Here is a 23,855-nt window from a genome sequence, read left to right on the forward strand (position 1 = left end):
TTCAGGAGGATGATTGTTATGCCACTGGTAACCTCTACCGAAATGTTTAAGAAGGCCTACAGCGGCGGCTATGCCATCGGCGCGTTCAATGTCAACAACATGGAAATCGTGCAGGGCATTACCGAGGCTGCCCGCGATCTGGAAGCGCCGCTGATCCTGCAGGTGTCCAAGGGGGCCCGCGCCTATGCTAACCACACGTATCTTTTGAAGTTGGTGGAGGCCGCTGTGACAGAATGTCCCAATATTCCCATTGTGCTGCATCTGGACCACGGCCCCGACTTTGAGACCTGCAAGAGCTGCATCGACGGCGGCTTTACCTCCGTCATGATCGACGCCTCTTCCAAGCCCTTTGCCGAAAACATTGAGATCACCAAGAAGGTAGTGGAATATGCGCACGACCACGGCGTGGTGGTGGAGGCGGAGCTTGGCACTCTGGCCGGCATTGAGGACGATGTGAAGGTCTCCGCTGCTGATTCCTCCTATACCCGCCCGGAGGAGGTTGAGGAGTTCGTCACCAAGACCGGCTGCGACTCCCTGGCCATCGCTATCGGCACCAGCCACGGCGCTTACAAGTTCACCGCCGAGCAGTGCACCCGCAACGAGAAGGGCGTCTTGGTTCCGCCCCCGCTGCGCTTTGACGTACTGGAGGAGGTCTCCCGCCGTCTGCCTGGGTTCCCCATCGTACTGCACGGCTCTTCCTCCGTGCCTCAGGAGTTCGTGAAGATGGTCAACGAAAACGGCGGCAGAATGCCGGACGCCGTCGGTATCCCCGAAGAGCAGCTGCGCCATGCTGCGGAGCTGTCTGTGTGCAAGATCAACATCGACACCGACCTTCGCATGGCCATGACCGGCACTGTCCGGAAGTTCATGGCGGAGCATCCCGACAAGTTCGATCCCCGGGAATATCTGAAGCCCGCCCGCCAGGCCATCAAGGACATGGTGTCCCACAAAATCGTGGACGTCCTGGGCTGCGACCATAAGGCGTAACCATTCCTCCACGAAGCGCATTCGTCTTGGGAGGGCATATCCGCACCTCAACCCCGCGCCGTCTGCTGATCGGCGCGGGGTTTTCATATGCCGGGACCCTTTTCTCTCTGGCCGCATAGACTGGAAAAAAGGGGAGGGGAGACCACCATGCGCTTTTTACAGGACTATGACCGCCGTGCCGCTGTACTCTACGCCCACGAGTGGGCCTATGGCCGCAACCCGAAGTTTTACGACTACGAGCTTCTGGGCGGCGACTGCACGAACTTTGCGTCCCAGTGCATCTTCGCCGGTACCGGCATTATGAATTTTACGCCCACCTTCGGGTGGTACTATATCAATGCCAACCAAAAGGCGCCCGCCTGGACGGGGGTGGAATACCTTTGGAATTTCCTGACCCGAAAGACCTTTTCCGTGGGACCGGTGGGAGAGCCATGCGGCCTGGAAGACCTGCGTCCGGGAGATCTTGTACAGCTGAGCTTTAAGGGGCAGGGATTTCAGCATTCCCCAGTAGTTGTCTCCGTTGGGCAGCCGGCCACACTGGAAAATGTCCTGGTTGCTGCCCACAGCTATGACGCTGACAACCGGCCGCTTTCCACCTATGAATTCCGGAATATCCGGTATCTCCACATCACCGGAACGGTACGGCCATAGGATGGAAAATTTAAGGAATTGTTCATGAATTCTGCCGGTCCCGTGTTATCATGAGAACATCCGGGAAAAGAAGAGGTGTTTCCATGAAGAAGATATGGTCTGGCCTGCTGGCGCTGGCACTGACGGTTTCTATGGCTGTTCCGGCAGCAAGCGCGGCTTTTGCGGATGTGCCGGCAGAAAGTTCTCTTTCAAGTGAAGTGCAGAAAGCCGTGGACTACGGACTGATGAATGGTTATGGCGCCACAACATTTGGCTACGGCGACTCCATGACCCGGGTACAGTTCATAACGGTGCTGGACCGGATGATGGGCTGGTCCGCCGGTTATGACGCCCATGTCGCCATGTGGAAAATCCCCTTCCAGACACTGGAGATCGCTGAGGACGACCTGTCCGACACCTATCTCACCGCCATTGAGGAGGCAGTGAATCACAACGTGATTGATACCGACAGCCCCCTCCGGCCAAACGATCCCATTACCCGGGGGGAGATGTCTGAGATGCTGGTGCGCGCATTGGGACTTAGCAGCGCGGCCGCCCTGGCAGAGAAGCAGGGCAGCCTGCCCTTCACCGATGTGACGGAACGGCGGGGCTATATCTCTGTGGCCTATGACATTGGAATGACCAAGGGTACCTCGGCCGCCACGTTTGCGCCAGACGCCCCCGCCACCCGTGCACAGGCGGCGGCTATGCTGGTGCGGATTTATGAAAAGCTACACCAGGAGACGGACTTTGTTCACGGCTTTTACGCCATCTCCTCGTACAGCCAGCTGAGTCTGGCGGAGCAAATGGATGCCGTCAGCGCCGGATGGAGCAGCATGAGCTGGGACGGCAGTGAGGCGAAATTGCTCACAGACCAGGGGAATCGGGTGGGATATGTGTACTACATCCCCAATGGCTATGAGGAGGTCACCTCCACGCTGGAGAGCGCTGGCGTCCCCTTGAACCTGAACGTGTTTATGGACGGTCAAAATCTGAAGGACATGCTGGCCTCTGCCGATGGGCGCAGCCAGGCGGTGGAACAGATCATCGCCGAGCTGACGGTTTCTTACCCGGAAGCCGGCAAAAATCCATACAGCGGCGTCACCATCGACTTTGAGGGGCTGCGCGCTGCCAGCCGGGAACACTTCACCGCATTTTTGCAGGAGCTGGAATGGCAGCTCCGCGCCGTGGACAAGTCCCTGTACGTCTGCGTCTCCCCGGTGCTGACCACCGGAAGCTATTACGACGGCTATGATTATGCCGCTATCGGAGGCTTGGCGGATAAAGTGATTTTGATGGCCTATGACTACGACACCCGGGATTTGAGCCAGTTTACAGGCACAGAGTATCACAAGACGGCCGCCACAGCGCCTATCGACCAAGTATACTGGTCCCTGAAAGCCGCTGTGGAGCAGTTGGAGGATGTCTCCAAGCTGGTATTGGGCTTCAGCGCAAAAAATGTATGCTGGCAGATTGATGAAAACGGCTGCCTGGTGTCTGGCACTCCCTTGTATCCCACCAACGAAACCGTGGCAAAGCGGCTGGCCCAAGCAAACACGGTCACAGGCTGGTCGGATGCCTACCAGCAGTCCTGGGCAGTTTACACCAGTGAGGATGGCAGCCGCTATTTCCTGTGGTATCAGGACAACAGGAGTGTAGAGACCGCTATGAATGCCGCCAAACTCCTGGGCGTGGAGAGCGTGTCCCTTTGGCGGCTTGGCAGCATCCCCCAGTATACCATCGGCAGCACCACTTGGAACTGGTCTGGCCTGCTGAACTGAGAGCTGCCTGCTCCCAGCATCCTATGCCAAAAAAGAACCTGAAAAAAACCACCCCAATGGGGTGGTTTTTTTGCTATTCAGCGGACATCTCCTGGCTTCGCAGTAGCTGGGCAGCCTCGGACTGCAGCTGCTCAAAGCTTGTGATCTCCCGTTCCAACAATTTCCGCCTTGCCTGTGGCGGCAGAGTTTGAAAATACTCATAGGCCGTCAAATCCTGATCGAGCAGGTCTGTCAGACACACATGCTCCTGGTCCATTTTATCACCCCGGCATTTAGTGTGCAGGCAAATCGGCAAAATATACGGCCGGTGGCAGGGAGGGGCCAAACCAATCCAAAACTATTTTTCTGTTTTTCCTTTATTTTTAATATGTGACAAGGGATTTGCCTTTGCAGCCATACGAAGGGATTCATTGTCAATATGGGTGTAAATTTCCGTGGTATTCAGGTGGTCATGCCCCAGCACCTCCTGCACTGCCCGGACATCCACGCCGTTTTGCAGCATCAGCGTGGCGGCGGTGTGGCGCAGCTTGTGGGAGGAATACTCCGCAGCATCAATACCAGCCTCAGCCAGGCGCTTTTTTACCATAGCATGGACGGTGGACCGGCTGATCCGCTCATTCTGGGCCGACAGGAACAGGGCGTTTTCATCCCGGCCGCGGATGGGCCGCCGAACCTCCAGATAGCGGCGGATGGCGTCCTGACAAGCATCGTTCAAATAGAGTATGCGCACTTTATTGCCTTTTCCCAGCACCCGCAGGGCATCGTCCTGAATGTCATTGAGATTCAAGCCCACCAGTTCGGAAATCCGAAGGCCGCAGTTGAGAAACAGTGTCAGAATGCAGTAATCCCGCTCCTGATTTTTGCCGTCCACAGAGCTTAAAAGCTGCAGACTTTCATCGAGCGTCAGATATTTGGGCAGTGTTTTCTTCAATTTGGGCGAATCCATATCTTTGACAGGATTTTCACGAAGTAGGTGCATTTTATTGGTCAGGTAATTATAAAATGACCGGATGGTTGCAATTTTCCTGGCCCGGGACGCGGCGTTCAGACCGTAGTCGGAATGCCGGCTGTTCAGGTGCTGGACCCGGTCGCGGCTCAGATAAGTCATGTAGCCGTAAATATCCGTCAGCGTGACAGCGGCGACAAAGTCCAAATCCACATCCATAATATCAATTTCATCCAGCGCCTTGCCGGAAAGCGCCGGATCCCGGATCTGCTTGAGATAGCGGAAAAAATTCCGCAGGTCCAGGAAGTATTCGTCGACCGTGCGCTTAGAGTGCGCCTTGATGGTTTCATGATACGAAAGAAAATCCCGCAGAATCTGCGGCGCTTCGGTACGGTAATCAGACATAGAGTTTTGTTTTGGAATGAATATGCAGAGCAGCGGTCAAACAGGCCACGGTCGGATGCTTGTCCGGCAGAGAAGAATCTTTCTGCCGGGATGTTGAAACTGGAATGAAACAGAACCCAATCTCGCCAGTGAACCGTTTTGCCCTCCCCTTAATTGAACAAAATTTTTATTTTGTTCAATAAATACTGTATATTCATTCCATTCCTTTCTGAGGTGATTCAATGTCATGTTACCACCCTCTGAAGGCTGTTGCAAGTGGTCAGACGGTAAATGGCAAGACAAACTATCATTTTCTTACCGATGCGTATTTGATGGAGTATCAGGCTAAAAATGGACATCCTTTTCCGGAAGACCAGATTACTTATCTTCCTTGTGGTAAGTGTATAGGCTGCCGCCTGGACTATTCCCGTCAATGGGCTGACCGATGTATGCTTGAACTTCAGTATCATGATTCCTCGTACTTTGTGACGTTGACTTATGATGATGCCCATGTCCCTATCAATTACTATGTAGACCCGGCCACAGGTGAAGCGTTCCCTTCTCTCACTCTTCAAAAGCGAGATTTCCAGCTTTTTATGAAGCGGCTGCGCAAGCGTTTCCCGGATTGCAAAATACGTTTTTTCATGGCTGGTGAGTATGGTGGTGTAACTTTTAGGCCTCATTACCATGCAATCATTTTTGGTTTACATCTGAATGATTTGAAGCTATACAAGAAATCCCCTGCGGGTTATCAGTATTATAACTCCCCTTCTCTTCAATCCTGCTGGTGCGATAAGCAAGGTAATCCAATTGGCTATGCTGTTGTCGGTGAAGTGACCTGGGAGAGCTGTGCATATACTGCCCGGTATATTATGAAGAAAGCTAAAGGAGAAGATAAAAATGTCTACTCGGACTTTGCTATTGAGCCTGAATTCACCCTCATGTCTAGAAAGCCTGGCATTGCCCGTTGGTATTATGACGATCATCCTGATCTGTATGATCATGAAGCTATCAATATATCTACAGAAAAAGGAGGACGAAAGATACGGCCGCCCAAATATTTCGATAAGCTCTTTGATATTGATAATCCGGAGCGTATGCAGGAAATTAAGGACATCCGTAAACAGATGGCGATTAATTCGCAGACTGCGAAGCTTGCAAGAACCTCATTATGTCGTGATGAACTCCTCGCCGTTGCGGAACGAGCGAAGGAGAATCAAATAAAATCTTTAAGGAGGACTTTAGAATGAGAAAGCGAATGTCTAAGCGTGTTGACAAGAAGGTGTTCCGTCGTACTGCCGCATCTGCCAAGAAGATTAACATTGACCCCAAGATTTACCGTGGAGGTATTCGCCTATGATGTATTCTTTGCGTGAGGATGGTAATTGGCGTATCTCTGACCATTTTTTTGTGAATGAATTCCGCTGTAAAGATGGTACTGACCCCGTTTGTGTTGATGGAGAATTACTTGATATTTTGGAGTGTGTTCTTTTGAAATTTGGTAAACCCGTTGTGATTAATTCTGGCTATCGTACCCCCTCGTATAACAAGAAGATTGGTGGTGCTAAGTTTTCACAGCATATGTATGGTCGTGCTGCTGATATTGTTGTGAAGGGTGTAGAGCCCGTAGTTGTTTATAACTTTCTATGTGAAGCGTTTCCTATATCTTGTGGTTTTGGTCTTTATCAGTCGTTTGTGCATGTAGATTGCCGTGCAACTAAATCTCGTTGGAAAGGTTGATTTAAATGAAATATTTTGTGTTTGCAATTCGTGATGCCAAGGTTGGCTTTATGGCTCCCACTGTGGAGCAGAACGCTCCATCTGCTGTTCGTAATTTTGAGCATGCCGTTCAGAACTCGTTTAGTTTGATGAATTCCCATCCCGGTGACTATGACCTGTATCAGATTGGCACTTTTGATTCCGATTCTGGTGAAATTGAGAAGCAGCTGCCTGAGCATCTTTGTTCTGCTTCAGATATTGTGAGGTAAGTATGGAATTTACTGGTTTTTTGACGCAGTTTCGTAAGCCTGAGCGTTTTTACTCTAACGTTGGTTCATCTATTCGGACTACATATTCTGCATCGTATGATGACAAAGGTCGGATTCGTCTGGAAGAGAGTGGAACTGAGAATTTGTATGATTATATCCAGTCTTTTGCTGAGTCTTGCGATATTCATGTTCTTTTGAAGCGTTTCGCCAATGGTGAAACTGATGTCCTCTCCCGTGTCCAGGGTTTTTATGCTGATGTGACGGAGTTGCCTCAGACTTATGCTGATATGCTGAATCGCTTGAATGAAGGTGAGGCGTTCTTTAAGGAGTTGCCCGTTGATGTCCGTTCGAAATTTGGTCATTCTTACTCTGAGTTTCTCGCTTCTATTGGTACTCCTGAATTCTTTGATGCCTTTGGTATGTCTAAGCCGGAGACTCCCGCTGACCCTGTTGTTGTGCCTGATGCTGTTACGGAGGTGAATGAAGAAGTATGAACAGAAATACTCAGACCCATTTTGCATTGAATCCCACCCGGATTGATATGTCCCGGTCTACCTTTGACCGTAGCAGTTCTTTGAAGACTTCTTTCAATGTTGGAGATTTGGTTCCTTTCTTCATTGATGAAGTGCTACCTGGAGACACTTTCAAGGTAAAGACTTCTAAGGTTGTTCGTATGCCTGCGCTGCTGACCCCTATCATGGATAATATTTATCTGGATACCTACTATTTTTTCGTCCCTAACCGTCTCACGTGGAACCATTGGAAGGAGTTTAACGGTGAAAATACCGAATCTGCTTGGATTCCTAAAACAGAGTATGAAATTCCTCAGCTCACTGCCCCCGACGGTGGCTGGCAAGTCGGGACTATCGCTGACTATTTTGGTCTTCCTACTGGCGTATCTGGCATATCTGTTAGCTCCCTACCTTTCCGCGCTTATGCCCTGATTGTAAATGAGTGGTTCCGAGACCAGAACTTGCAGGACCCGCTTGTGATTCCTCTTGATGATGCGACTGTTGAAGGCGTGAATTCTGCGACTTTTGTCACGGATGTGGCCAAAGGCGGTAAGCCCTTTATTTGTGCTAAGTATCATGACTACTTTACTTCTGCCCTTCCTGCCCCCCAGAAAGGCCCGGATGTGACTATTCCTGTTAGTGCTGGTGCGAATCTTCCTGTTGTTGGTAATGGATTTAACCTTGCTCTTGCTGGTTCATCTAGTTCTACTGGCTCGACTATTAGAGTCGGCGGTATTGGCTCTCTTTTGAATTCTGAATCTGGTGGTAGTGCTCTTTATGGCACCTCTGCTTCTGCTCCTGCTTATGGTTTAAATGTTGGCTCTGCGCCTCCTTCTGGTACTGGTGCTCTCCGTGGTATGTATGGTGTTCCTACTAAAGAGCAGCTTGGTGATGACCTTTCCAAGTCTGGTTTGATTGCCATCAATGATGGTGCTGTTTCCATGGCTACGATTAACCAGCTGCGCCTTGCTTTCCAGATTCAGAAGATGTACGAGCGTGATGCCCGAGGCGGTACCCGTTATATTGAGATTTTGAAGTCTCATTTCGGTGTTACTTCTCCGGATGCCCGGCTTCAGCGTCCTGAATATCTTGGTGGTAACCGTGTTCCCATTAATATTAACCAGGTTGTTCAGTCCTCTGCTACGGAATCTAATTCTACGCCTCAAGGTAATGTCGCTGGCTATTCTCTTACTACGGATTCCCATTATGATTTTACCAAGTCTTTTACGGAGCATGGCTTTGTAATTGGCCTTATGGTTGCCCGGTATGACCACACCTATCAGCAAGGTATTGACCGCATGTGGAGCCGTAAAGACCGCTTTGATTATTACTGGCCTGTATTTGCGAATATTGGTGAGCAGGCGATTAAGAACAAAGAGATTTATGCGCAGGGCACTGCTAAGGATGATGAAGTGTTTGGTTACCAGGAAGCCTGGGCTGATTATCGTTATAAGCCTAACCGTATTACTGGTATGATGAGGAGTGCTTATGCTCAATCTCTCGACGTATGGCATCTGGCTGATGACTATAGCGCTTTGCCTTCTCTTTCTGATTCTTGGATCCGAGAGGATAAGACAAATGTGGATCGTGTACTTTCTGTTGCTAGTTCTGCTACTAATCAGCTTTTCGCTGATGTTTTCGTTGCTAACCGTACCACCCGCCCCATGCCTATGTACTCTATTCCCGGTCTGATTGACCACCATTAAAAATAGAGGCCCCTGCGGGGGCCTCTTGCTTCTTTTGTGAAAGGATGATAATATGTCTTTAATTTCTACCGCTGTCGGTGCTGCCAATGCCTCCATGGCCAACTATTTGAATTCTGGTGCGAATCAGATTGCCCAGTTGAAAGGTGTTGCCCAGTCTAATTCCGCGAAGTCTGCTGAACAGGCTTCTATCTTACGTGAATGGCAGGAGAAACAAAATGCGAAAGCTATGGAGTTTAATGCCTCGGAAGCCGCCAAAAACCGCGCTTGGCAAGAGATGATGTCGAATACTGCCCATCAGAGAGAGGTACAGGATTTGATGGCTGCTGGTCTGAATCCTGTGCTTTCTGCAATGAATGGTAACGGTGCTGCTGTAACAAGTGGTGCTACGGCCTCTGGCGTGACTTCTGCTGGCGCGAAAGGTGAACAGGATACTTCTGTATCAGGTGCCATTGCAAACCTCTTAGGAAGCATTCTAGCGGCCAATACGCAGATTCAAGCATCTAACATTAATGCCCGTACTCAGGAAGCTGTTGCCGATAAGTATACTGCCATGGAAAGGATTGTTTCTGAAATCAGCTCCGCTGCTTCTCGCTATGTTGCTGACCAGAATTTGAAAGGTAGCTATGCTTCAGCTGGAGCTACCCGTTATGCTGCTGACCAGCATAGAGCTGCTTCACAGTATTCGGTTGATCATACTAAGTATGGCGCTGCGGTTAATCTTGGTGGTTCTCTTGTTGATTTTCTTAGAGATTCTTTTGGCGGTTCTGGTTCTTCAGGTAAGTCTTTGTTTGGTCAGCCTACCGATGATGGTACTATGACCCTTGCTAATATTATTTCTGGTCTTAAACGTGCTTGGAATGAGAGGTAATTAATGGAGATTTTTGCTATTGGTTTTGGTTTTGTTGGTATTTATGCAACTTATCTTGTTTTAAAGCTTCTTCGTTATGCGTGCGCTGCTCTTAAACTTTGGATCAATATTCATCGTGACGAACAGCCTTAAAGTACTTGGTGGAATCTCAGCACAATCATATTTCTTGATATGATTGTGCTGAGTGACACCAAGTGAGACCAAGCGTGAGCGCGGTAAGCGTTGACAACTAACTTTGTTTTTGATATAATAAACCTATAAAATAATAATAAAAATAACCTAAAAAATAATAAAAATACAAAAAATATATAAATATACGTACTTTCTAAACAAAAGCCTTATTTTGTTCAATTAAAAATGCTCTTCCAAAATCCTCCTTCCCTGCGTGTTTTTCCATGATAATGTCAAAAGCTGAAATCTGCCTGAAGGCCGCCGGACATAAAATGCAGAATTTCTGGTCAAGATAACGGTAACTCAATCAGAAGGATGATGGTTATGAGCTTGATTCCCTGTACCAGCACCTGCATTTATCAGCAGGACGGCCTGTGCATACTGGACAGCGCCGCAGCTGCCGGACAGCCCGCCCTTGGCGGCGCCTGCATCCACTTCATCCCTGCGGACGCAAAGCGGCTCGGATCGCCTCACCGACATTCCGAACCGGGATTAGCTGCAGTCCCTGAGGCCCACGGAGACTTTCCGCCCGATGCGCCGGAATCAAACATTGTTTGAATCCCAGGCGGTGTACTTCCGAAATCCTCTGGGCAAGCTGATTTACCGTCCGCAGTTCTCCGGTGAGGCCCACCTCCCCAATGGCCACCAGTTCCCCCGGTACCGGCCGGTCGTAGTAGCTGGAGGCCAAGGCGATGACAGTGGCCAGATCCGCGGCGGGCTCGTCCAGCCAGAGGCCGCCGATAATGTTGATGTATGCGTCACATGCAGACACTTTCAGGCCTCCGCGTTTTTCCAAGACGGCCAATAGCATGGCGGCCCGGTTGTAGTCAAACCCGTTGCTGGTGCGGCGGGGATTTCCTGCGCTGGTATTTACCACCAGCGCCTGCACCTCCGCCAGCACTGGCCGCATCCCCTCCATCACGCAGGTAACGCAGGTGCCCGGCGCATCGTCCGGACGGCCGGAAAGCAGCATTTTCGATGGATTCTCTACCTCCGCCAATCCCTCGTCCCGCATTTCAAAGACACCGATTTCGTTGGTGGCACCGAAGCGGTTTTTGGCTGCCCGGAGAATCCGGTAGCTGGTATGCTGGTCCCCTTCGAAGTACAGCACACAGTCCACCATATGCTCCAGTACCTTTGGACCTGCGATGGACCCCTCCTTATTCACGTGGCCGATGACAAAGACGGTAATCCCCTGCCCCTTGGCCAGCTGCATGAGGGCCATGGTGCAGTCCTTCACTTGACTGACGCTGCCCGCCGGGGAGTCCAACGCACCATTGTACAGGGTCTGAATGGAGTCCACAATCAAAATATCCGGCTTCTCCGCTGTGACGGACTCCAGCAGATCCCCCAGGCTGGTCTCAGAGATCACAAACAGGCTGCCGCTTTCCACATGCAGCCGCTTTGCCCGCAGCTTCAACTGGTGCTCAGACTCCTCGCCGGATACATATAATACCTTGGAGAATTCACACAGCTTGCTGCAGATCTGCAGCATCAGCGTGGATTTGCCGATGCCCGGCGCGCCGCCCACCAGCACCAGAGAACCCTTGACCGCGCCGCCGCCCAGCACCCGGTCCAGCTCTCCCATGCCCGTTGGAAACCGGATCTCTTCGTCTGCTGCCAGCTCCGTCACCGGGCAGGCCCGGCGTGGCCCGGCGGCAAGGGCGGCAGAGCGGCCCCTGCCGGCCCCGGTGATACGGGGTGTCTCCGGCTGCTCCACAATTGTATTCCAAGCGCCGCAGGCGGGGCACTTCCCCGCCCACTTTGCCGTCTCGTTGCCGCAGGATGTACAGTAAAACATGGTTTTTTGCTTCATGATCCTTCCTCTCCGGCCCCGCAGGCAAGACACCCGGCGGTGATGGCGGCGGCCAGCCTCAGTTGATGGGACGGCTCCTGCAAAAGCCGGGTCTCCTCCGTATTGGAGAGAAACCCGCACTCCACAAGGACACTGGGAGCCGTCACATGCTTCATCAGGTAGATGGTGGATGGAATTCGTTTTGGAACCTTGGCCTTTTCGGTGTTGATGGCGCTGTTCAGCGCCTCCTGAACGGAGACGGCCAGTTCCTCGGCGCCCTCCTGTTGGTTCCAGAAGGCCTGAGCGCCATGCGTCACCGGGGACGACGGCAGACTGTTCTGATGGATACTCACCAAAACGGCGTTCTCCGTGCTGTTTACGATATCCACCCGGTGGTGGATGTCAGAGACCTTCCGTGCCCGCATGGTGTCCCCCTCCGTATGGATAGAGATCTCTTCGCTGCGGGTCATGACGGTCCGCTGACCGGAAAACCGCATCAGATCGTTCACCCGCAGAGCAATGGCCAAGTTGATCCGGCTCTCTGCCACGCCGCCAGACGATACGGCGCCGCCATCCTCTCCGCCGTGTCCAGGGTCGATGACCACTGTCACCGGTACGCCGTCCCGCGCAGCGAATACAGCCGTGTAAGCTGCGTTTCCGTGCCACAGCACAGCTGCTAACCCCGCCAGAAAGACGCAGAACAGCAGTATGAATATCATCTGTCGTTTTCGAATCAAAAGAATCACAGGCAGCACCCCCCTATGGATTGATATGCCGCCCTGCTTATCCCACATTCCGATTATAGACAATCCATGGCCTAAAATCAAGGGCAGGCTCTCCTTCCGGGTGTTCTGCATACAATGGGATGAGCGCATGGCATGACAGCCTGCGCCACTCTACCCAAAGGAGGCATCCATGCAGATGGAGAATTCCAATCCCAATACGCCTGTTACGCCAAGCACGCCCAGCACACCCAGCGTGCCGACAACTCCCAGTACGCCTTCGGCATCCTGCGGTACCAATGCGGGCTCCTTGCCCGGCTGCTGTGCACCCCTGGCGTTTCCCTATGTACCCATGCAGAGCACAAATCCCGTTCGGTTCGGCCGGATGGAAGCCCTGCAGACCGGTACCCTTTTCCCAGGACTTGACCTGCCCTTCAAGGCGGCCATCCAAGCGAAAACCAAACTGGCCAACACCGCCCTGGTGGAGCTGATGGCCCTGGACTTTGCGATTGATGAGTTGGGGCTGTACCTGGTAACCCATGCCCAGGACCAAGAGGCATTACAGCTATACTGGTCCTATATTAAGCTGGCAAACGAGGGGCGGGAGAAATATCAGAAAATGTACGGTCCCCTGCTGCAGACAGACCTGACACCGGAGGACGGGTATATCTGGCTGAAAGACCCGTGGCCCTGGGATGAAGGAGGGAATGACTGATGTTTGTCTATGAGAAAAAGCTCCAGTACCCGGTAAAAATCAAAAATACCAATCCCAAGCTGGCCTCCATTATTATCACACAGTACGGCGGCCCGGATGGCGAGCTGGGCGCGTCCCTGCGATATTTAAGCCAGCGGTACTCCATGCCCTATCCGGAACTAAAGGCGCTGTTGACTGATATCGGCACCGAAGAGTTGGGGCATTTGGAAATGATAGGCACCATTGTCCACCAGCTGACCCGAAATCTCACGGAAGAGCAAATTAAAACCGGTGGATTTGATACCTACTTTGTAGATCGCACAGCTGGTGTCTATCCGACATCCGCCTCTGGCTTCCCCTGGAGCGCAGCCAGCATGGCCGTTAAGGGGGATTTGATCGCCGATCTCACAGAGGACCTGGCGGCCGAACAGAAGGCCCGCGCAACCTATGACAACATTCTGCGTCTAAGCGACGATCCGGATGTCAATGATGCGATTAAATTCCTGCGTGCCAGGGAGGTCGTCCACTTCCAGCGCTTCGGCGAAGGCCTGCGGCTGGCAAAGGATAAGATGGACGAGAAAAACGTCTATTTCCTAAATCCCTCCTTCGACCAATAATCCTCGGCACTACCGTGCAAAGAATACGCCGCCCGCCCAATGGCTACAAGCCATTGGGCGGGCGGCACTGCCGCTTCAATAAGAGTTCACTGCACAGGATCAGGCGCATCCGCTCCCGGAGAAAACAATGCGCGCACCGCATCGACATCCCCTTCCTGCTCCCCAATCAAAATCAGGAACTGGGATTCGTCAATCACCGGAATCCCAAGCTCCTGCGCCTTGCGAAGCTTCGATCCGGCGGCCTCTCCGGCCACCACGCAGGTGGTCTTTTTGGAAACAGATCCGGATACCTTGGCGCCAAGGGCCTCCAGCAGCTCACCGGCCTCCTTCCGGGAATGGGCGCTTAGCTCTCCGGTGAGGACAAAGGTCATCCCGGCAAACCGATCGTCCACCGGGGCGGCGGTGCTCTCCATATTCACGCCTGCGGCCCGCAGACGTGCGATGAGATCTTGGGATTGTGGCTGGTGCAGGTAGTCCACAATACACGCCGCGGTGACGGCGCCCACATCGTTGATGGCCGTCAGCTCCTCCACGGTGGCCGCGGCCAGAGCATCCATGGTCCTGAAATGGGCGGCAAGCACCTTGGCGGCCTTCTCCCCCACCTGCCGGATGCCGAGTCCAAACACCAGTTTGGAGAGGTCGTTGGCCTTGGAGTTCTCAATGGCACGGATCAGGTTTTCGGCAGATTTGGTTCCCATGCGGTCCAGCTGGGCCACCTCCTGGGCATGCAGGCTGTACAGGTCGGCGGCAGTGGACACCAGGCCGCTTTCCACCAGCTGCTGCACCACCGCCGGGCCAAGGCCCTCGATGTCCATGGCGCCGCGGCTGGCAAAATGGGTGATGTTCCGCAGCAGCTGGGCCGGGCACTCCGCGCCCGTGCAGCGAAGTGCCGCGCCATCCTCGTCCCGCCGCACCGGCGCGCCGCAGACCGGACAGGTCTCCGGCAGGACATAGGGTACCGCACCATCAGGCCGCTGCTTGCGATCCACTTCTACAATCTCGGGAATGATCTCCCCCGCCTTCTGGACAATGACGGTGTCACCAATGCGGATGTCCTTCTCCGCAATATAATCCTGGTTGTGGAGCGTGGCGCTGGTGACGGTGGTACCCGCCAGCCGGACCGGATCCAGCACTGCCTTTGGGGTCAGCACACCGGTGCGTCCCACCTGCACCACGATGTCCAGCACACGGGAGGGCTTCTTCTCCGGCGGGTACTTGAAGGCCACCGCCCATTTTGGAAATTTCGCGGTAGATCCAAGTACCTTGCGCTCTGACAAGGAGTTTACCTTTATAACTGCGCCATCAATTTCAAAGGGATACTCCAGCCGCTGGTCGTTGATGCGGTCAATCTCCGCCTGGACAGCGGACGTGCCGGACAGGGTCTTGTGAGGGATAACCTTAAACCGTTGGGAGGCCAGGTAGTCCAGCGTCTCGGCGTGGGAGGAGAAGGTCTTCCCCTCCGCAAGCTGCAGGTTGAACACCTGAATATCCAGCTTCCGCTCGGCACAGATTTTGGGATTCAGCTGCCGCAGAGAGCCTGCGGCGGCGTTTCGGGGATTGGCCATCAGGGCCTCGCCCCGCAGCTCCCGCTGCGCGTTCAGCTCCGCGAAAACCTGGCGGGACATATAGACCTCGCCCCGGACAATCAGCCGGGGCAGCTTCTCCGGCAGGGTCATGGGAATGGACCGGACGGTTTTCAAGTTCTCCGTCACGTCCTCCCCCACCCGGCCGTCGCCCCGGGTGGCCCCCCGGACGAACACGCCGTCCCGGTACTCCAGCGCCACAGACAGGCCGTCTACCTTTGGCTCCAGGGAATATATCACCTCTTCTCCCAGGGCCGTATCCATCCGCTGGCAGAACTCTGCAATCTCTTCGGCGCTGAACACATCCTGCAGGCTTTCCAGCGGCACCTCGTGGGAATAGGGCGTAAACCCCTCCAGAATCCGGCCGCCCACCCGCTGGGTGGGGGAATCCGGCGTAACCTCCTCCGGGTGCTGAGCCTCCAGCTCCTCCAGCCGGCGGTTCAGCCGGTCGTATTCGTAGTCCGGAATTACCGGCGCGTCCAGGACATAGTACAAGTATCCCTGTTCGTTCAGATAGTCCCGAAGCTGCCTCATTTCCTCGCGGTAGTCCATGAAAAGTCCTCCGTATCTCATTGTCCATTCAGAATATAATCTTTCAAATCTTCCTCGTAGGTGCCGGGATCCGTGCTGAAATAGGTGTAGCTGTCCGGTACAGATCCAACGATCACCGTCTCGGCCACGATGAAAGAGTTGGAAACCTTGGTGGCAGTGGTAAAACCCGGCAGCAAAATGCTGACGTATACGTCCACGGTCAGGATGATCTGATGCTTGGTCTGGTTGATGCCGGCGGAGACAAACTCATTTTTGAAGTTGGCCTCTGAAGAGCCCACGGATTCCATCCGTACCGTAATCCGCGGTCCGCGGCCCGCAAGAAGGCTGGAACCCGTCAGTGTGCCGATGGGGATGGACAGTTCCCGTGCGGACACCTGATCGATGCGGGTCAGCACCGTGTCAAGAATTTCCGCCTGCAGATGGTTGAATGCCGTCATGTTGCTGCGCACCGCCGTAATCTGCCCGTCATTGTTCTTTTCAAAGGATACCAGCCCGTCGTACTGGATCTCTCCGTTTTCAATTGCCTCGTACACCGCCTCGCTGACGATACGGGTGACAGTGTTGGAAACCTTGGTGGTAGCCAAGCTCCCCAACAGAGGCCGCATCTGGGCAGTTGCGATAAATATCAGGGACAAAAGCCCTACCAGAAGCAGCACCGCCAGCAGCCGCGCCGCAGCCCGCCGGTCCCAATACCGGCGGTAATAGAAAAAACCGGGCCGCATCCTCCCACCCCCTTCCTACATCCTATGCGGAAGGGGGTTGGCTTTATTTACCGTTCTATCCGGCTGGCTCTGCAGCGCAGGCGGCACACTTCAGCTTCTCTGGGTACAGAACTATCCATCCAGCCCGTTCACGATGTCCTTAAAGACCTGGCCGCGCTCCATGAAGTTGGCAAAACGGTCAAAGGAAGTGCTGGCCGGAGAGAGGATCACCACATCCCCCTCCGTCGCCCGGCTGTCTGCGATGGCCACGGCCTGGCGGTAATCCTCCACGTCAAGAATCTCCAGCCCCCGGTAATTTTCCGCCTGGGTGACGGCCTCCCGAATCACTCCAGCGGTGGCGCCGCAGAGCAGCAGCAGTTTTACATGCTCGTTTACCACCGGCCCCAGGGGCGCGTAAGAAATGCCCTTGTCCTTTCCGCCGGCAATGAGAATCACCTTCTCCGGGAAGGCGTTCAGTCCGGCGATGGTACGGCTGGGACTGGAGGCGATGGAGTCGTTGTACCAGCGGACACCTTTCCGGGTGCGGATCAGCTCAATACGGTGCTCCACGCCGCCGAAGGTGCGGGCAAAGTCCCGGATGACGCCATCGGGCACCAGGCCGTCCACAGCGGCAATGGCCGCCAGATAATTTTCAATGTTGTGGACGCCGGGAAGGCGAATGTCGGCAGTGTCCATCACCTGCCGCTCTCCACTGCCGCTGCGGGCGATGACCGCTGTGCCCCGGAGGAACACGCCGTCGGCCAGTTCCTGCTTCCGTGAGAAGAAGCGCACCCGGCCTGGTGCCTTCCCCGCTGCTTCCACCGTAAGGGTATTGTCAGCGTTAAATACTGCAATATCTTGTGTGGATTGATGTGTAAAGATATTTTGCTTTGCAGTAATATACTCCGCCATATCCCGGTGTACGTCCAAATGATTGGGGGCCAGGTTCGTCATTACCGCGATGTGCGGGCTGTGAGTCATGGTCATCAGCTGGAAGGAGCTGAGCTCCAGCACGGCGACGTCCTCCGGCCGCATCTCCCCTGCTTCCGCCAGCAGCGGGTGGCCGATGTTGCCGCCAAGATGCACGGTCCTGCCAGCCGCTTTCAAAAGCTCTGCGATGATGGTGGTGGTCGTCGTCTTGCCGTCGCTGCCGGTAACGGCAATTTTCGGGCAGGGACAGACCTGGAAGAATACCTCCATCTCGCTGGTCAGTACACTGCCGCCCGCCTGGGCGGCCAGCAGCTCCGGAAGGTCCGGCCGCATACCGGGGGTGCGGAAGATCACATCCTCCGTCAGATCCTTCAGATAGTCCGCGCCCAGCTGCAGGGTGACGCCCTGGTTCTCCAGATTGTCAGCCATCCCCCCAAGGGCTGTCCGATCCTTTTTGTCACAGGCTGTCACGGCAATCCCGCGGCCCGCCAACAGCTGAATCAACGGCTGATTGCTGACACCGATGCCGATGACCGCCACAGTTTTCTTCTGCAGGGAATTTAGATATTCCTCGAAATTCATGGAAACGCTCCTTATGGTTTCCGCCTCACGGCGAATTTTTACATACATAAAACTCCATGCGCCGTGACGTGCGCCACGATAACAGGAAAAGCTGATGGCGCATGAGGTTTCGCACATGTGGGCCGTCCCGTTGCATACGGCACATGGCCATTTTGCTATGCTTTTGCATAGCAAAATTATACCGCTCCTGACTGGAAATAGCAATTGAAAATCAGGGTCCGGCTCTGCTTTTTCCTTTGCAGCTGTTTTTCCCGGCTATTTTCTGCCAGGCAGCGGCCTGAAAAATTCCCTGTCCTATGTGCGTTGACAAGACCGTCTCTTTCCTGTACAATAGACCCCGCGAGGAAAACAGACAGTCGCGTGGGCAGGCCGAAAGGCCGTCCATGAGGAAAGTCCGGGCTCCACAGGGCAAGGATAACGGGTAACGCCCGCCGAAGGCGACTTCAGGAAAAGTGCAACAGAGATATACCGCCTCGTCGTCACAAGCTTCCTGTTTCTTCGCTGCGCCGCAAGCGGCACCGCGGAATAAGTAGCGCCTGCACTTTGCGGCAGACGGAGAGATAGGAAGCTTGTGACGACGAGGTAAGGGTGGAAAGGCGAGGTAAGAGCTCACCCGACGGCTCGTAAAAGTGCCCGTCGCTGTAAACTCTATCCGGAGCAACACCGGTATGGGAGCAGGAGCATAGGCTCCATGGCTGGCCCGGCCGCTCCCGGGGTGGCTTGAGCGCTCTGGCGACAGAGCGTCTAGATAGATGACTGTCAAATACAGAACCCGGCTTACAGTTTCCCTCGTGCGAAAGATATGGTCCCGGCTGCGGAACACGCGGCCGGGGCTTCTCTTTTTATAAGTTCTATTATTTTAAAACTTTTTCGAGCTTAAAATTTTATATTATCAAATTTTAAGAGCATATATTAAACAAATATGCCGAATAAATTATATCGAATCTGCCTCTGGAAATTTGTTGAAAAAGCAGATAAAATTTCCTCAAATTTTTTCAGCAGGAGGCATTTTATGAATTCCCATACGCATTCTCAAAAATTACAGGCCAGAAATCCCGCCACCATGGCAATTGATTTTTCCGCCATGGAACCCATCCCCCACCCTACGGCCTCGCTGAACAGCATGGCAATCAACGTCAGTGCCAGCGGCCACATTGCCCTGAATCAAAAGCTGTATGACGTAGTGGTGAAGGCTCTGCCGTCCCTTACCGTCGATTTTTCCGCTTCCCCGGACTTTACGGTTCTGGCCATCCGCTCCTCGGACACGCCTCACTACAAATTTCCGAAAGGCGGCCGCATCAAGGACACTGCCTTCTCCCGCCGTCTGGTGGAGGCGGGTATCTCCCTGCCTGCCCGGTATGAAGTGGCGTGGAACGCGTCTGCAGACGCCTGGGTTGGGATTTTGACGGGCGGAGTTCAGGACTCTCCGCAGGCCGCCCTCTCCAAAAGCCTGAAGGCCACGGCAAAGAACGGCAAAAAGGGCTGAGATGGACTGGCTGCACAACTGCGGAGAAGCCGATATGGAGTTCGCATACCGGCTGATTCAGGAGATCTACAGACGGTCCGGCAGCACGCTGAACCGGGAGGAATATGAGGCAAACGCCTGACTCGCCTATGTGGAAGCGCTGCGATCTTATGCGAGGTTTGAAGGCTGCTGTGACTGGGATGCCTATCTATACTGCCGGCTGGAGGAAGTTCCGGCGGAGATGACGCGGCAGCGTAACTACCGCATTTCCAAAGAGAGCCCCTTCTCCCTCAGCCAAACATTGAAAGATTCCGGCCAGCCGGTTCTGCAAATTCTCCATCCCCTTCAGGGGGATTTCACCCGGAGAGTCGCCTTCTGGGACTACATCCGGCAGCTGGGTCTGGATAAATACAACATCGTCCGGGGCTACTGCAGCTGGGAGACAGATGCGGAAATCATGACCCGCTTCCGAATCCCCAGGGGCAAATTCTACTATCTGAAGCGCGCTCTCCGGGCAGATATGCAGGCGTATCTCGCCATTGACCAAACGCCGTATTCAGGGGACGCGCAGAAACCATCCGCATAGAGGGGAGGTCTCCATGAAAATCAATGATTTTATCTTCCGTTTCCAGGTGGAAGCGTGCTTGTCCGACGCCGGTATCTGCCGGGTTCGCCTGTTTGTCAACCAAAAAGCGGAAGTCTACGCCGTTTTGACGGAGTTGGAGGAAAACCCATCCACCTCTGTGACAAATGCCGTGGAGCTCATTTGGGCGCAGATGCTGAGGGCAGAAAAGGTCCCGCCGCAGGCGGCCATCATTGAGCATTATTCCTCCAGATTTTTCCCACTGACTTTTGACTTAGTCACATTGGACAAATATGGGCAGCATCCATCCTGGAAGAGTCTCCCCCGGAAAACGGTGGAAACGTGGCTGGAGTGCGGACCGGAAGAGTTTTCCGCCAAACCGGACCGCCGTGTGCAGGCAGAAATCCAGCAGGCCTTAGAGGGCATTCCATCCATTCGAACCTTCCACTACACCGAGCCGCCGGAAATCTCTGAGCGCCGGCTGGAAATTGCCGCCCATCAGCACAGCCGGGCAGAGCTGCAGGCGCTGCTGGACACGCAGCCTACAGAGCGGGCCCTGGCCGCCTTTTTGAAGGAGGACCCCTCCCTGCTGGCCGAAAGGTACGCTTATCCCTCTGATGAGTACATCTGTTTTTCCGAATTTCCCGTGGGTGATACCGGCCGGGCGGACTTCGCCCTGTTCACCGGCCGCTCCCGCATGGAGGTCTATCTGATTGAGTGCAAGGACGGCAGGCACACCCTGCGCCGTGCAAACCACTACGGTGCCTTTCGCGCCGCCGTGCAAGAGGGGCGGGAGCAGCTGGTGCGGCGGGCCGCCTGGGCGGAGGCCCACTACGGGGAGTTTCGCCGCTTTGTCCACGCGGTCCGGCAGGCGGTGGAGGCCGGGCAGCAGCCCTATGGGGCCTTTCCCGGTCCCCGCCACCGGCTGCAGGTGGACCCGGAGAAGGATGTGGAGCTGCACCTGGTCTTCATCGGCGGCAGAACCTCCCGGGATTTGGAGGACAGCCGGGCCCGCCACCGGGAGGACGGCGCCTCCCGCTTTCAGCTGTCCACGGAGACCTGGGACAGCTGGCTGGGTAAGCTCACACGGCCATGAGAAGAAACACGGGCATGAGAAGAAACACGGGCATGAGAAGAAACACGGGCATCCCCCGGCGGTTTTTACCGCCGGGGGATGCCTGCGAAAACCCCTGTATATGTTTCTTGGAAAGAAAGCCGCCCTACTGCTCCCAGATACAGATTAGCTGCTCCTGCAGTTCCTGCGGCACCGTGTCCGGCCAGCTCTCCCGTATTTCCCCATCCGCCCAGTCATAGACGGTATAGGGCTTTTCCGGCCAGCGGGTCCGAACCACAAGCTCATTTTCCTTGTCACTGTCCAAATCCCATGGAATCGCGCTCAGGCAGTCCTCCACGGTCAGAATCGTCTCGGTTTCCCAATTTTCTTCATCCAGCAGAACCCAGCAGGTATAATCGCATAAGTACCCAACTCCATAAGGATTTCGGTAGTATTCCCCGCTGCTGCGGTATACCATGGGCAGATTAAACAGAGGGCCTTCCCCCTCGTCAAAGACCGCGTCTGTGATCCTGCCCAGAGACTCACTGCCTGTGGGTGCACAGGCTGATACCGTTCCCTGATGGCTTCTCCGGTTCCAGCGGCAGTCCAGCTGGTAGATGCTGCTGCCGGGGATGACGGCATCAATATCCACGTTTGGTCCACATCGGAGCTTCAGAAGATGTCCCTGATCCCACAGCTCTACATAGAGATAGTTCGTTCCGTCCACTGTCTCCTTCAAAAAAACGGTGCTTTCCCGCACCTCCGTTACGTAAGTGGCGCAGTACCAGATCGTCAGTCCTGTCAGCAGCACCATGCCCGCCAGCGCCGCCAGACGCTGCCAGGATCTGCGCCGTTCCCGGCGCACGCTGTCGCCGGAGATGTCCAGCAGATTTTTCACAGGCTCCTCTCCTCTCTCTGATTCCTCAGCAGGCGCCGTATGCCTGCGGCAGGCCAGCAGCTCCTCCACCCGCATGCCCAGGGCCGATGCCAGCGGCTCCAGCAGTGTTACGTCCGGGTAGCTCAATCCCCGCTCCCACTTGCTGACGGCCTTGTCCGTCACATGGAGCCGATTCGCCAGATCCCGCTGCAGCAGGCCCTGTTCCCTGCGCCTTTCTGCGATAAACGCCCCAAATGCCTCTTTGTCCATGGTCTCACCTCGTCTCCAGTGTAGCCTGTCGGTTGGAAAATGGCAACCGACCAGCGGTAGAATCAGTGGGATTTCTCATCGTCGGACGGCCACCGCTGAATATAGCGCCGCATCCAGACCGGCTGGCCGTTGTTCTCCGCACCGGGCTGATTGGACGTCCGGCAGGGCTGCTCTACCCCGGCGCGCCGCCGATCTCTGGCCGCCCTTTGCAGCATCCACTTCTCGGTGTCCCGAGCGATGCTGTTGCAGATAAAGCGGCAGGCCATCCGGGTGTCGTCGTCCATCTGTGGAAACGCTTGCAGAAACGTCTCCTGGGAAAGCCCCGGCTCCCGCGCAATCCGAACGGCATAGCCAAACACCGCAGAGAACAGCCACCCCCGCTGCTCCGGCGTCAGCAGCTCCAGCAGCGGATAGGCGTCAAAATATAAAATAAAGCACTTCTTTTCCGTCAAAGTATCCCTCCTCCTATGAAGCAAGCCCCGGACAGGCCTTTTTGCACGTCTGTGTGCAATCTGAACGCGTGTAAAGGGAAAGGATAAGGAAATGGAAATGGTTTCTGTAATGGATAAGGAGATGGACCTTTCTGCATTCCGCTCTTTCAATTGCACAAAACAAAACTTTTGTTGAATTTTTTGCATAAAAAAAGGGGGGCGGCATGTGCCGCCCCTCCGGATATTCACACATTCTGCATACAGCATGCACTGCCTGATAACATGCTGTAATCAGTCGTTGTCCCAGTTATGCCAGACGTTCTGGACGTCGTCATTGTCTTCCAGCATGTCGATGAGCTTCTCCATGTTCTTCACATCGCCCTCTCCGGTGAGCGTAATGTAGTTCTGGGGAACCATTTCAATCTCTGCATTGACAAAGCTGTATCCCTTCCCCTCCAAGGCCTTTACCACATCGTTGAAGGCATCGGGGTCGCAGGTGATCTCCAGAGCGTCGCCATCGGCCTCAAAATCCGCGGCACCGGCCTCCAGCGCGTCCATCATGACGGTGTCCTCTTCCAGCTCGCCGTCCTCGTTGTCGATGACAATGACGCCCTTCTTGTCAAAGGACCAGCTGACGCAGCCCTGAGCACCCAGGTTGCCGTTGCACTTGTCGAAGGCGTGCCGGACCTCGGGAGCGGTCCGCTGGCGGTTGTCGGTCAGGGCCTCCACAATCACGGCCACGCCGCCGGGACCGTATCCCTCGTAAGTAACGGCCTCATAGTTGTCCCCGCTGCTGGCACCCATCGCTTTGTCGATGGTGCGCTTGATGTTGTCGTTTGGCATGTTGACGGCCTTAGCCTTGGCAATGACGGTGGCCAGGCGGGAGTTGTTGTTGGGATCGCCGCTGCCGCCCTCTTTCACGGCCACGATAATCTCCTTTGCAATCTTGGTGAAGGCAGCGGAGCGCTTGGCGTCGGCCGCACCTTTTGTCTTTTGAATATTATGCCACTTGGAATGTCCAGACAT

General features: G+C 54.5%; 24 protein-coding genes and 1 other RNA gene. 15 read left to right on the forward strand and 10 right to left on the reverse strand.

Translation table 11 applies throughout. The annotated features are described in order from the left end of the window. Positions 1 to 18: 18 nt before the first annotated feature. The 3 genes from fba to BMZ81_RS02600 all read left to right on the forward strand — a co-directional run bounded on the left by fba (position 19) and on the right by BMZ81_RS02600 (position 3,398). Positions 19 to 987 carry a class II fructose-1,6-bisphosphate aldolase gene (gene fba / locus BMZ81_RS02590; RefSeq protein ID WP_091128279.1) on the forward strand — a complete coding sequence of 323 codons (969 nt, stop codon included), beginning with the start codon at positions 19 to 21 and terminating at the stop codon, positions 985 to 987. 147 nt (positions 988 to 1,134) lie between these two features. After that, positions 1,135 to 1,638 (forward strand): amidase domain-containing protein, encoded by a 504-nt coding sequence (locus tag BMZ81_RS02595; RefSeq protein WP_091128282.1) that lies wholly within the window; start codon positions 1,135 to 1,137, stop codon positions 1,636 to 1,638. An 83-nt stretch (positions 1,639 to 1,721) separates the two neighbouring features. Next, positions 1,722 to 3,398 (forward strand): glycosyl hydrolase family 18 protein, encoded by a 1,677-nt coding sequence (locus BMZ81_RS02600; RefSeq protein ID WP_242942543.1) that lies wholly within the window; start codon positions 1,722 to 1,724, stop codon positions 3,396 to 3,398. A gap of 73 nt (positions 3,399 to 3,471) precedes the next feature. Here the strand turns inward: BMZ81_RS02600 and BMZ81_RS02605 are convergent, their stop codons facing one another. Both BMZ81_RS02605 and BMZ81_RS02610 read right to left on the reverse strand, forming a co-directional pair. After that, positions 3,472 to 3,654, reverse strand: coding sequence for a hypothetical protein (locus BMZ81_RS02605; RefSeq protein ID WP_091128286.1), 183 nt, complete (start codon positions 3,652 to 3,654; stop codon positions 3,472 to 3,474). A gap of 81 nt (positions 3,655 to 3,735) precedes the next feature. Further along, positions 3,736 to 4,749, reverse strand: a complete 1,014-nt coding sequence (locus BMZ81_RS02610; RefSeq protein WP_091128288.1) for a tyrosine recombinase XerC — start codon at positions 4,747 to 4,749, stop codon at positions 3,736 to 3,738. Positions 4,750 to 4,970: 221 nt separating this feature from the next. Here BMZ81_RS02610 and BMZ81_RS02615 point away from each other — a divergent pair, with 221 nt between their 5' ends. The 6 genes from BMZ81_RS02615 to BMZ81_RS02640 all read left to right on the forward strand — a co-directional run bounded on the left by BMZ81_RS02615 (position 4,971) and on the right by BMZ81_RS02640 (position 9,802). Continuing rightward, positions 4,971 to 5,978, forward strand: a complete 1,008-nt coding sequence (locus BMZ81_RS02615; protein WP_091128291.1) for a rolling circle replication-associated protein — start codon at positions 4,971 to 4,973, stop codon at positions 5,976 to 5,978. Between the two features lie 106 nt (positions 5,979 to 6,084). Next, positions 6,085 to 6,468 (forward strand): YcbK family protein, encoded by a 384-nt coding sequence (locus tag BMZ81_RS02620; RefSeq protein ID WP_091128293.1) that lies wholly within the window; start codon positions 6,085 to 6,087, stop codon positions 6,466 to 6,468. A 5-nt stretch (positions 6,469 to 6,473) separates the two neighbouring features. Continuing rightward, on the forward strand, positions 6,474 to 6,716 hold the full coding sequence (locus BMZ81_RS02625) for a phage ORF5 protein (RefSeq protein WP_091128296.1): 243 nt from the start codon (positions 6,474 to 6,476) through the stop codon (positions 6,714 to 6,716). 2 nt (positions 6,717 to 6,718) lie between these two features. Continuing rightward, entirely contained in the window at positions 6,719 to 7,210 is a 492-nt protein-coding gene (locus tag BMZ81_RS02630; protein ID WP_091128299.1) for a hypothetical protein, read from the forward strand. Next, positions 7,207 to 8,934: a major capsid protein gene (locus tag BMZ81_RS02635; protein ID WP_091128301.1), complete on the forward strand. Its 1,728-nt coding sequence runs from the start codon at positions 7,207 to 7,209 to the stop codon at positions 8,932 to 8,934. The genes BMZ81_RS02630 and BMZ81_RS02635 overlap by 4 nt, the downstream gene beginning before the upstream one ends. A 52-nt stretch (positions 8,935 to 8,986) precedes the next feature. Next, positions 8,987 to 9,802: a hypothetical protein gene (locus tag BMZ81_RS02640; protein WP_091128304.1), complete on the forward strand. Its 816-nt coding sequence runs from the start codon at positions 8,987 to 8,989 to the stop codon at positions 9,800 to 9,802. 607 nt (positions 9,803 to 10,409) lie between these two features. On the opposite strand, the gene radA is transcribed toward BMZ81_RS02640, so the two are convergent. Continuing rightward, positions 10,410 to 11,789 carry a DNA repair protein RadA gene (gene radA, locus BMZ81_RS02645; RefSeq protein WP_091128306.1) on the reverse strand — a complete coding sequence of 460 codons (1,380 nt, stop codon included), beginning with the start codon at positions 11,787 to 11,789 and terminating at the stop codon, positions 10,410 to 10,412. Further along, a complete protein-coding gene (locus tag BMZ81_RS02650; RefSeq protein ID WP_091128309.1) occupies positions 11,786 to 12,514 on the reverse strand; it encodes an N-acetylmuramoyl-L-alanine amidase in 729 nt (242 codons plus the stop codon). Before BMZ81_RS02650 ends, radA begins: the two co-directional genes overlap by 4 nt. A gap of 169 nt (positions 12,515 to 12,683) precedes the next feature. On the opposite strand from BMZ81_RS02650, the gene BMZ81_RS02655 reads away from it, so the two are divergent. Both BMZ81_RS02655 and BMZ81_RS02660 read left to right on the forward strand, forming a co-directional pair. Beyond that, entirely contained in the window at positions 12,684 to 13,205 is a 522-nt protein-coding gene (locus tag BMZ81_RS02655) for a spore coat protein CotJB (RefSeq protein ID WP_242942544.1), read from the forward strand. Continuing rightward, a complete protein-coding gene (locus BMZ81_RS02660) occupies positions 13,205 to 13,801 on the forward strand; it encodes a manganese catalase family protein (RefSeq protein WP_091128312.1) in 597 nt (198 codons plus the stop codon). The genes BMZ81_RS02655 and BMZ81_RS02660 overlap by 1 nt, the downstream gene beginning before the upstream one ends. An 86-nt stretch (positions 13,802 to 13,887) precedes the next feature. On the opposite strand, the gene ligA is transcribed toward BMZ81_RS02660, so the two are convergent. From ligA to murD, 3 genes are all read right to left on the reverse strand, one after another. Then, positions 13,888 to 15,936: an NAD-dependent DNA ligase LigA gene (ligA, locus tag BMZ81_RS02665; protein WP_091128313.1), complete on the reverse strand. Its 2,049-nt coding sequence runs from the start codon at positions 15,934 to 15,936 to the stop codon at positions 13,888 to 13,890. A 17-nt stretch (positions 15,937 to 15,953) separates the two neighbouring features. Next, on the reverse strand, positions 15,954 to 16,658 hold the full coding sequence (gene yunB, locus BMZ81_RS02670; RefSeq protein WP_091128316.1) for a sporulation protein YunB: 705 nt from the start codon (positions 16,656 to 16,658) through the stop codon (positions 15,954 to 15,956). Between the two features lie 111 nt (positions 16,659 to 16,769). After that, a complete protein-coding gene (gene murD / locus BMZ81_RS02675; protein WP_091128317.1) occupies positions 16,770 to 18,149 on the reverse strand; it encodes a UDP-N-acetylmuramoyl-L-alanine--D-glutamate ligase in 1,380 nt (459 codons plus the stop codon). A gap of 340 nt (positions 18,150 to 18,489) precedes the next feature. On the opposite strand from murD, the gene rnpB reads away from it, so the two are divergent. From rnpB to BMZ81_RS02695, 4 genes are all read left to right on the forward strand, one after another. Then, positions 18,490 to 18,945, forward strand: an RNA gene (gene rnpB, locus BMZ81_RS02680) — RNase P RNA component class A. A gap of 216 nt (positions 18,946 to 19,161) precedes the next feature. After that, entirely contained in the window at positions 19,162 to 19,635 is a 474-nt protein-coding gene (locus BMZ81_RS02685) for a hypothetical protein (protein ID WP_091128322.1), read from the forward strand. Positions 19,636 to 19,855: 220 nt separating this feature from the next. Next, positions 19,856 to 20,200 (forward strand): hypothetical protein, encoded by a 345-nt coding sequence (locus BMZ81_RS02690; protein WP_143072724.1) that lies wholly within the window; start codon positions 19,856 to 19,858, stop codon positions 20,198 to 20,200. A 13-nt stretch (positions 20,201 to 20,213) separates the two neighbouring features. After that, a complete protein-coding gene (locus BMZ81_RS02695; protein ID WP_091128326.1) occupies positions 20,214 to 21,293 on the forward strand; it encodes a Shedu anti-phage system protein SduA domain-containing protein in 1,080 nt (359 codons plus the stop codon). A gap of 124 nt (positions 21,294 to 21,417) precedes the next feature. Here BMZ81_RS02695 and BMZ81_RS02700 read toward each other — a convergent pair whose 3' ends face one another. The 3 genes from BMZ81_RS02700 to BMZ81_RS02710 form a co-directional block, all read right to left on the reverse strand. Further along, positions 21,418 to 22,398 (reverse strand): helix-turn-helix domain-containing protein, encoded by a 981-nt coding sequence (locus tag BMZ81_RS02700; RefSeq protein ID WP_091128329.1) that lies wholly within the window; start codon positions 22,396 to 22,398, stop codon positions 21,418 to 21,420. A gap of 62 nt (positions 22,399 to 22,460) precedes the next feature. Next, a complete protein-coding gene (locus BMZ81_RS13860) occupies positions 22,461 to 22,850 on the reverse strand; it encodes a DUF6291 domain-containing protein (protein ID WP_143072725.1) in 390 nt (129 codons plus the stop codon). 270 nt (positions 22,851 to 23,120) lie between these two features. After that, complete coding sequence (locus tag BMZ81_RS02710) at positions 23,121 to 23,855, reverse strand: YebC/PmpR family DNA-binding transcriptional regulator (protein WP_091128332.1); 735 nt, start codon at positions 23,853 to 23,855, stop codon at positions 23,121 to 23,123.

It is taken from the genome of Oscillibacter sp. PC13 (assembly GCF_900115635.1).
Taxonomy (GTDB): Bacteria; Bacillota; Clostridia; order Oscillospirales; family Oscillospiraceae; genus Oscillibacter.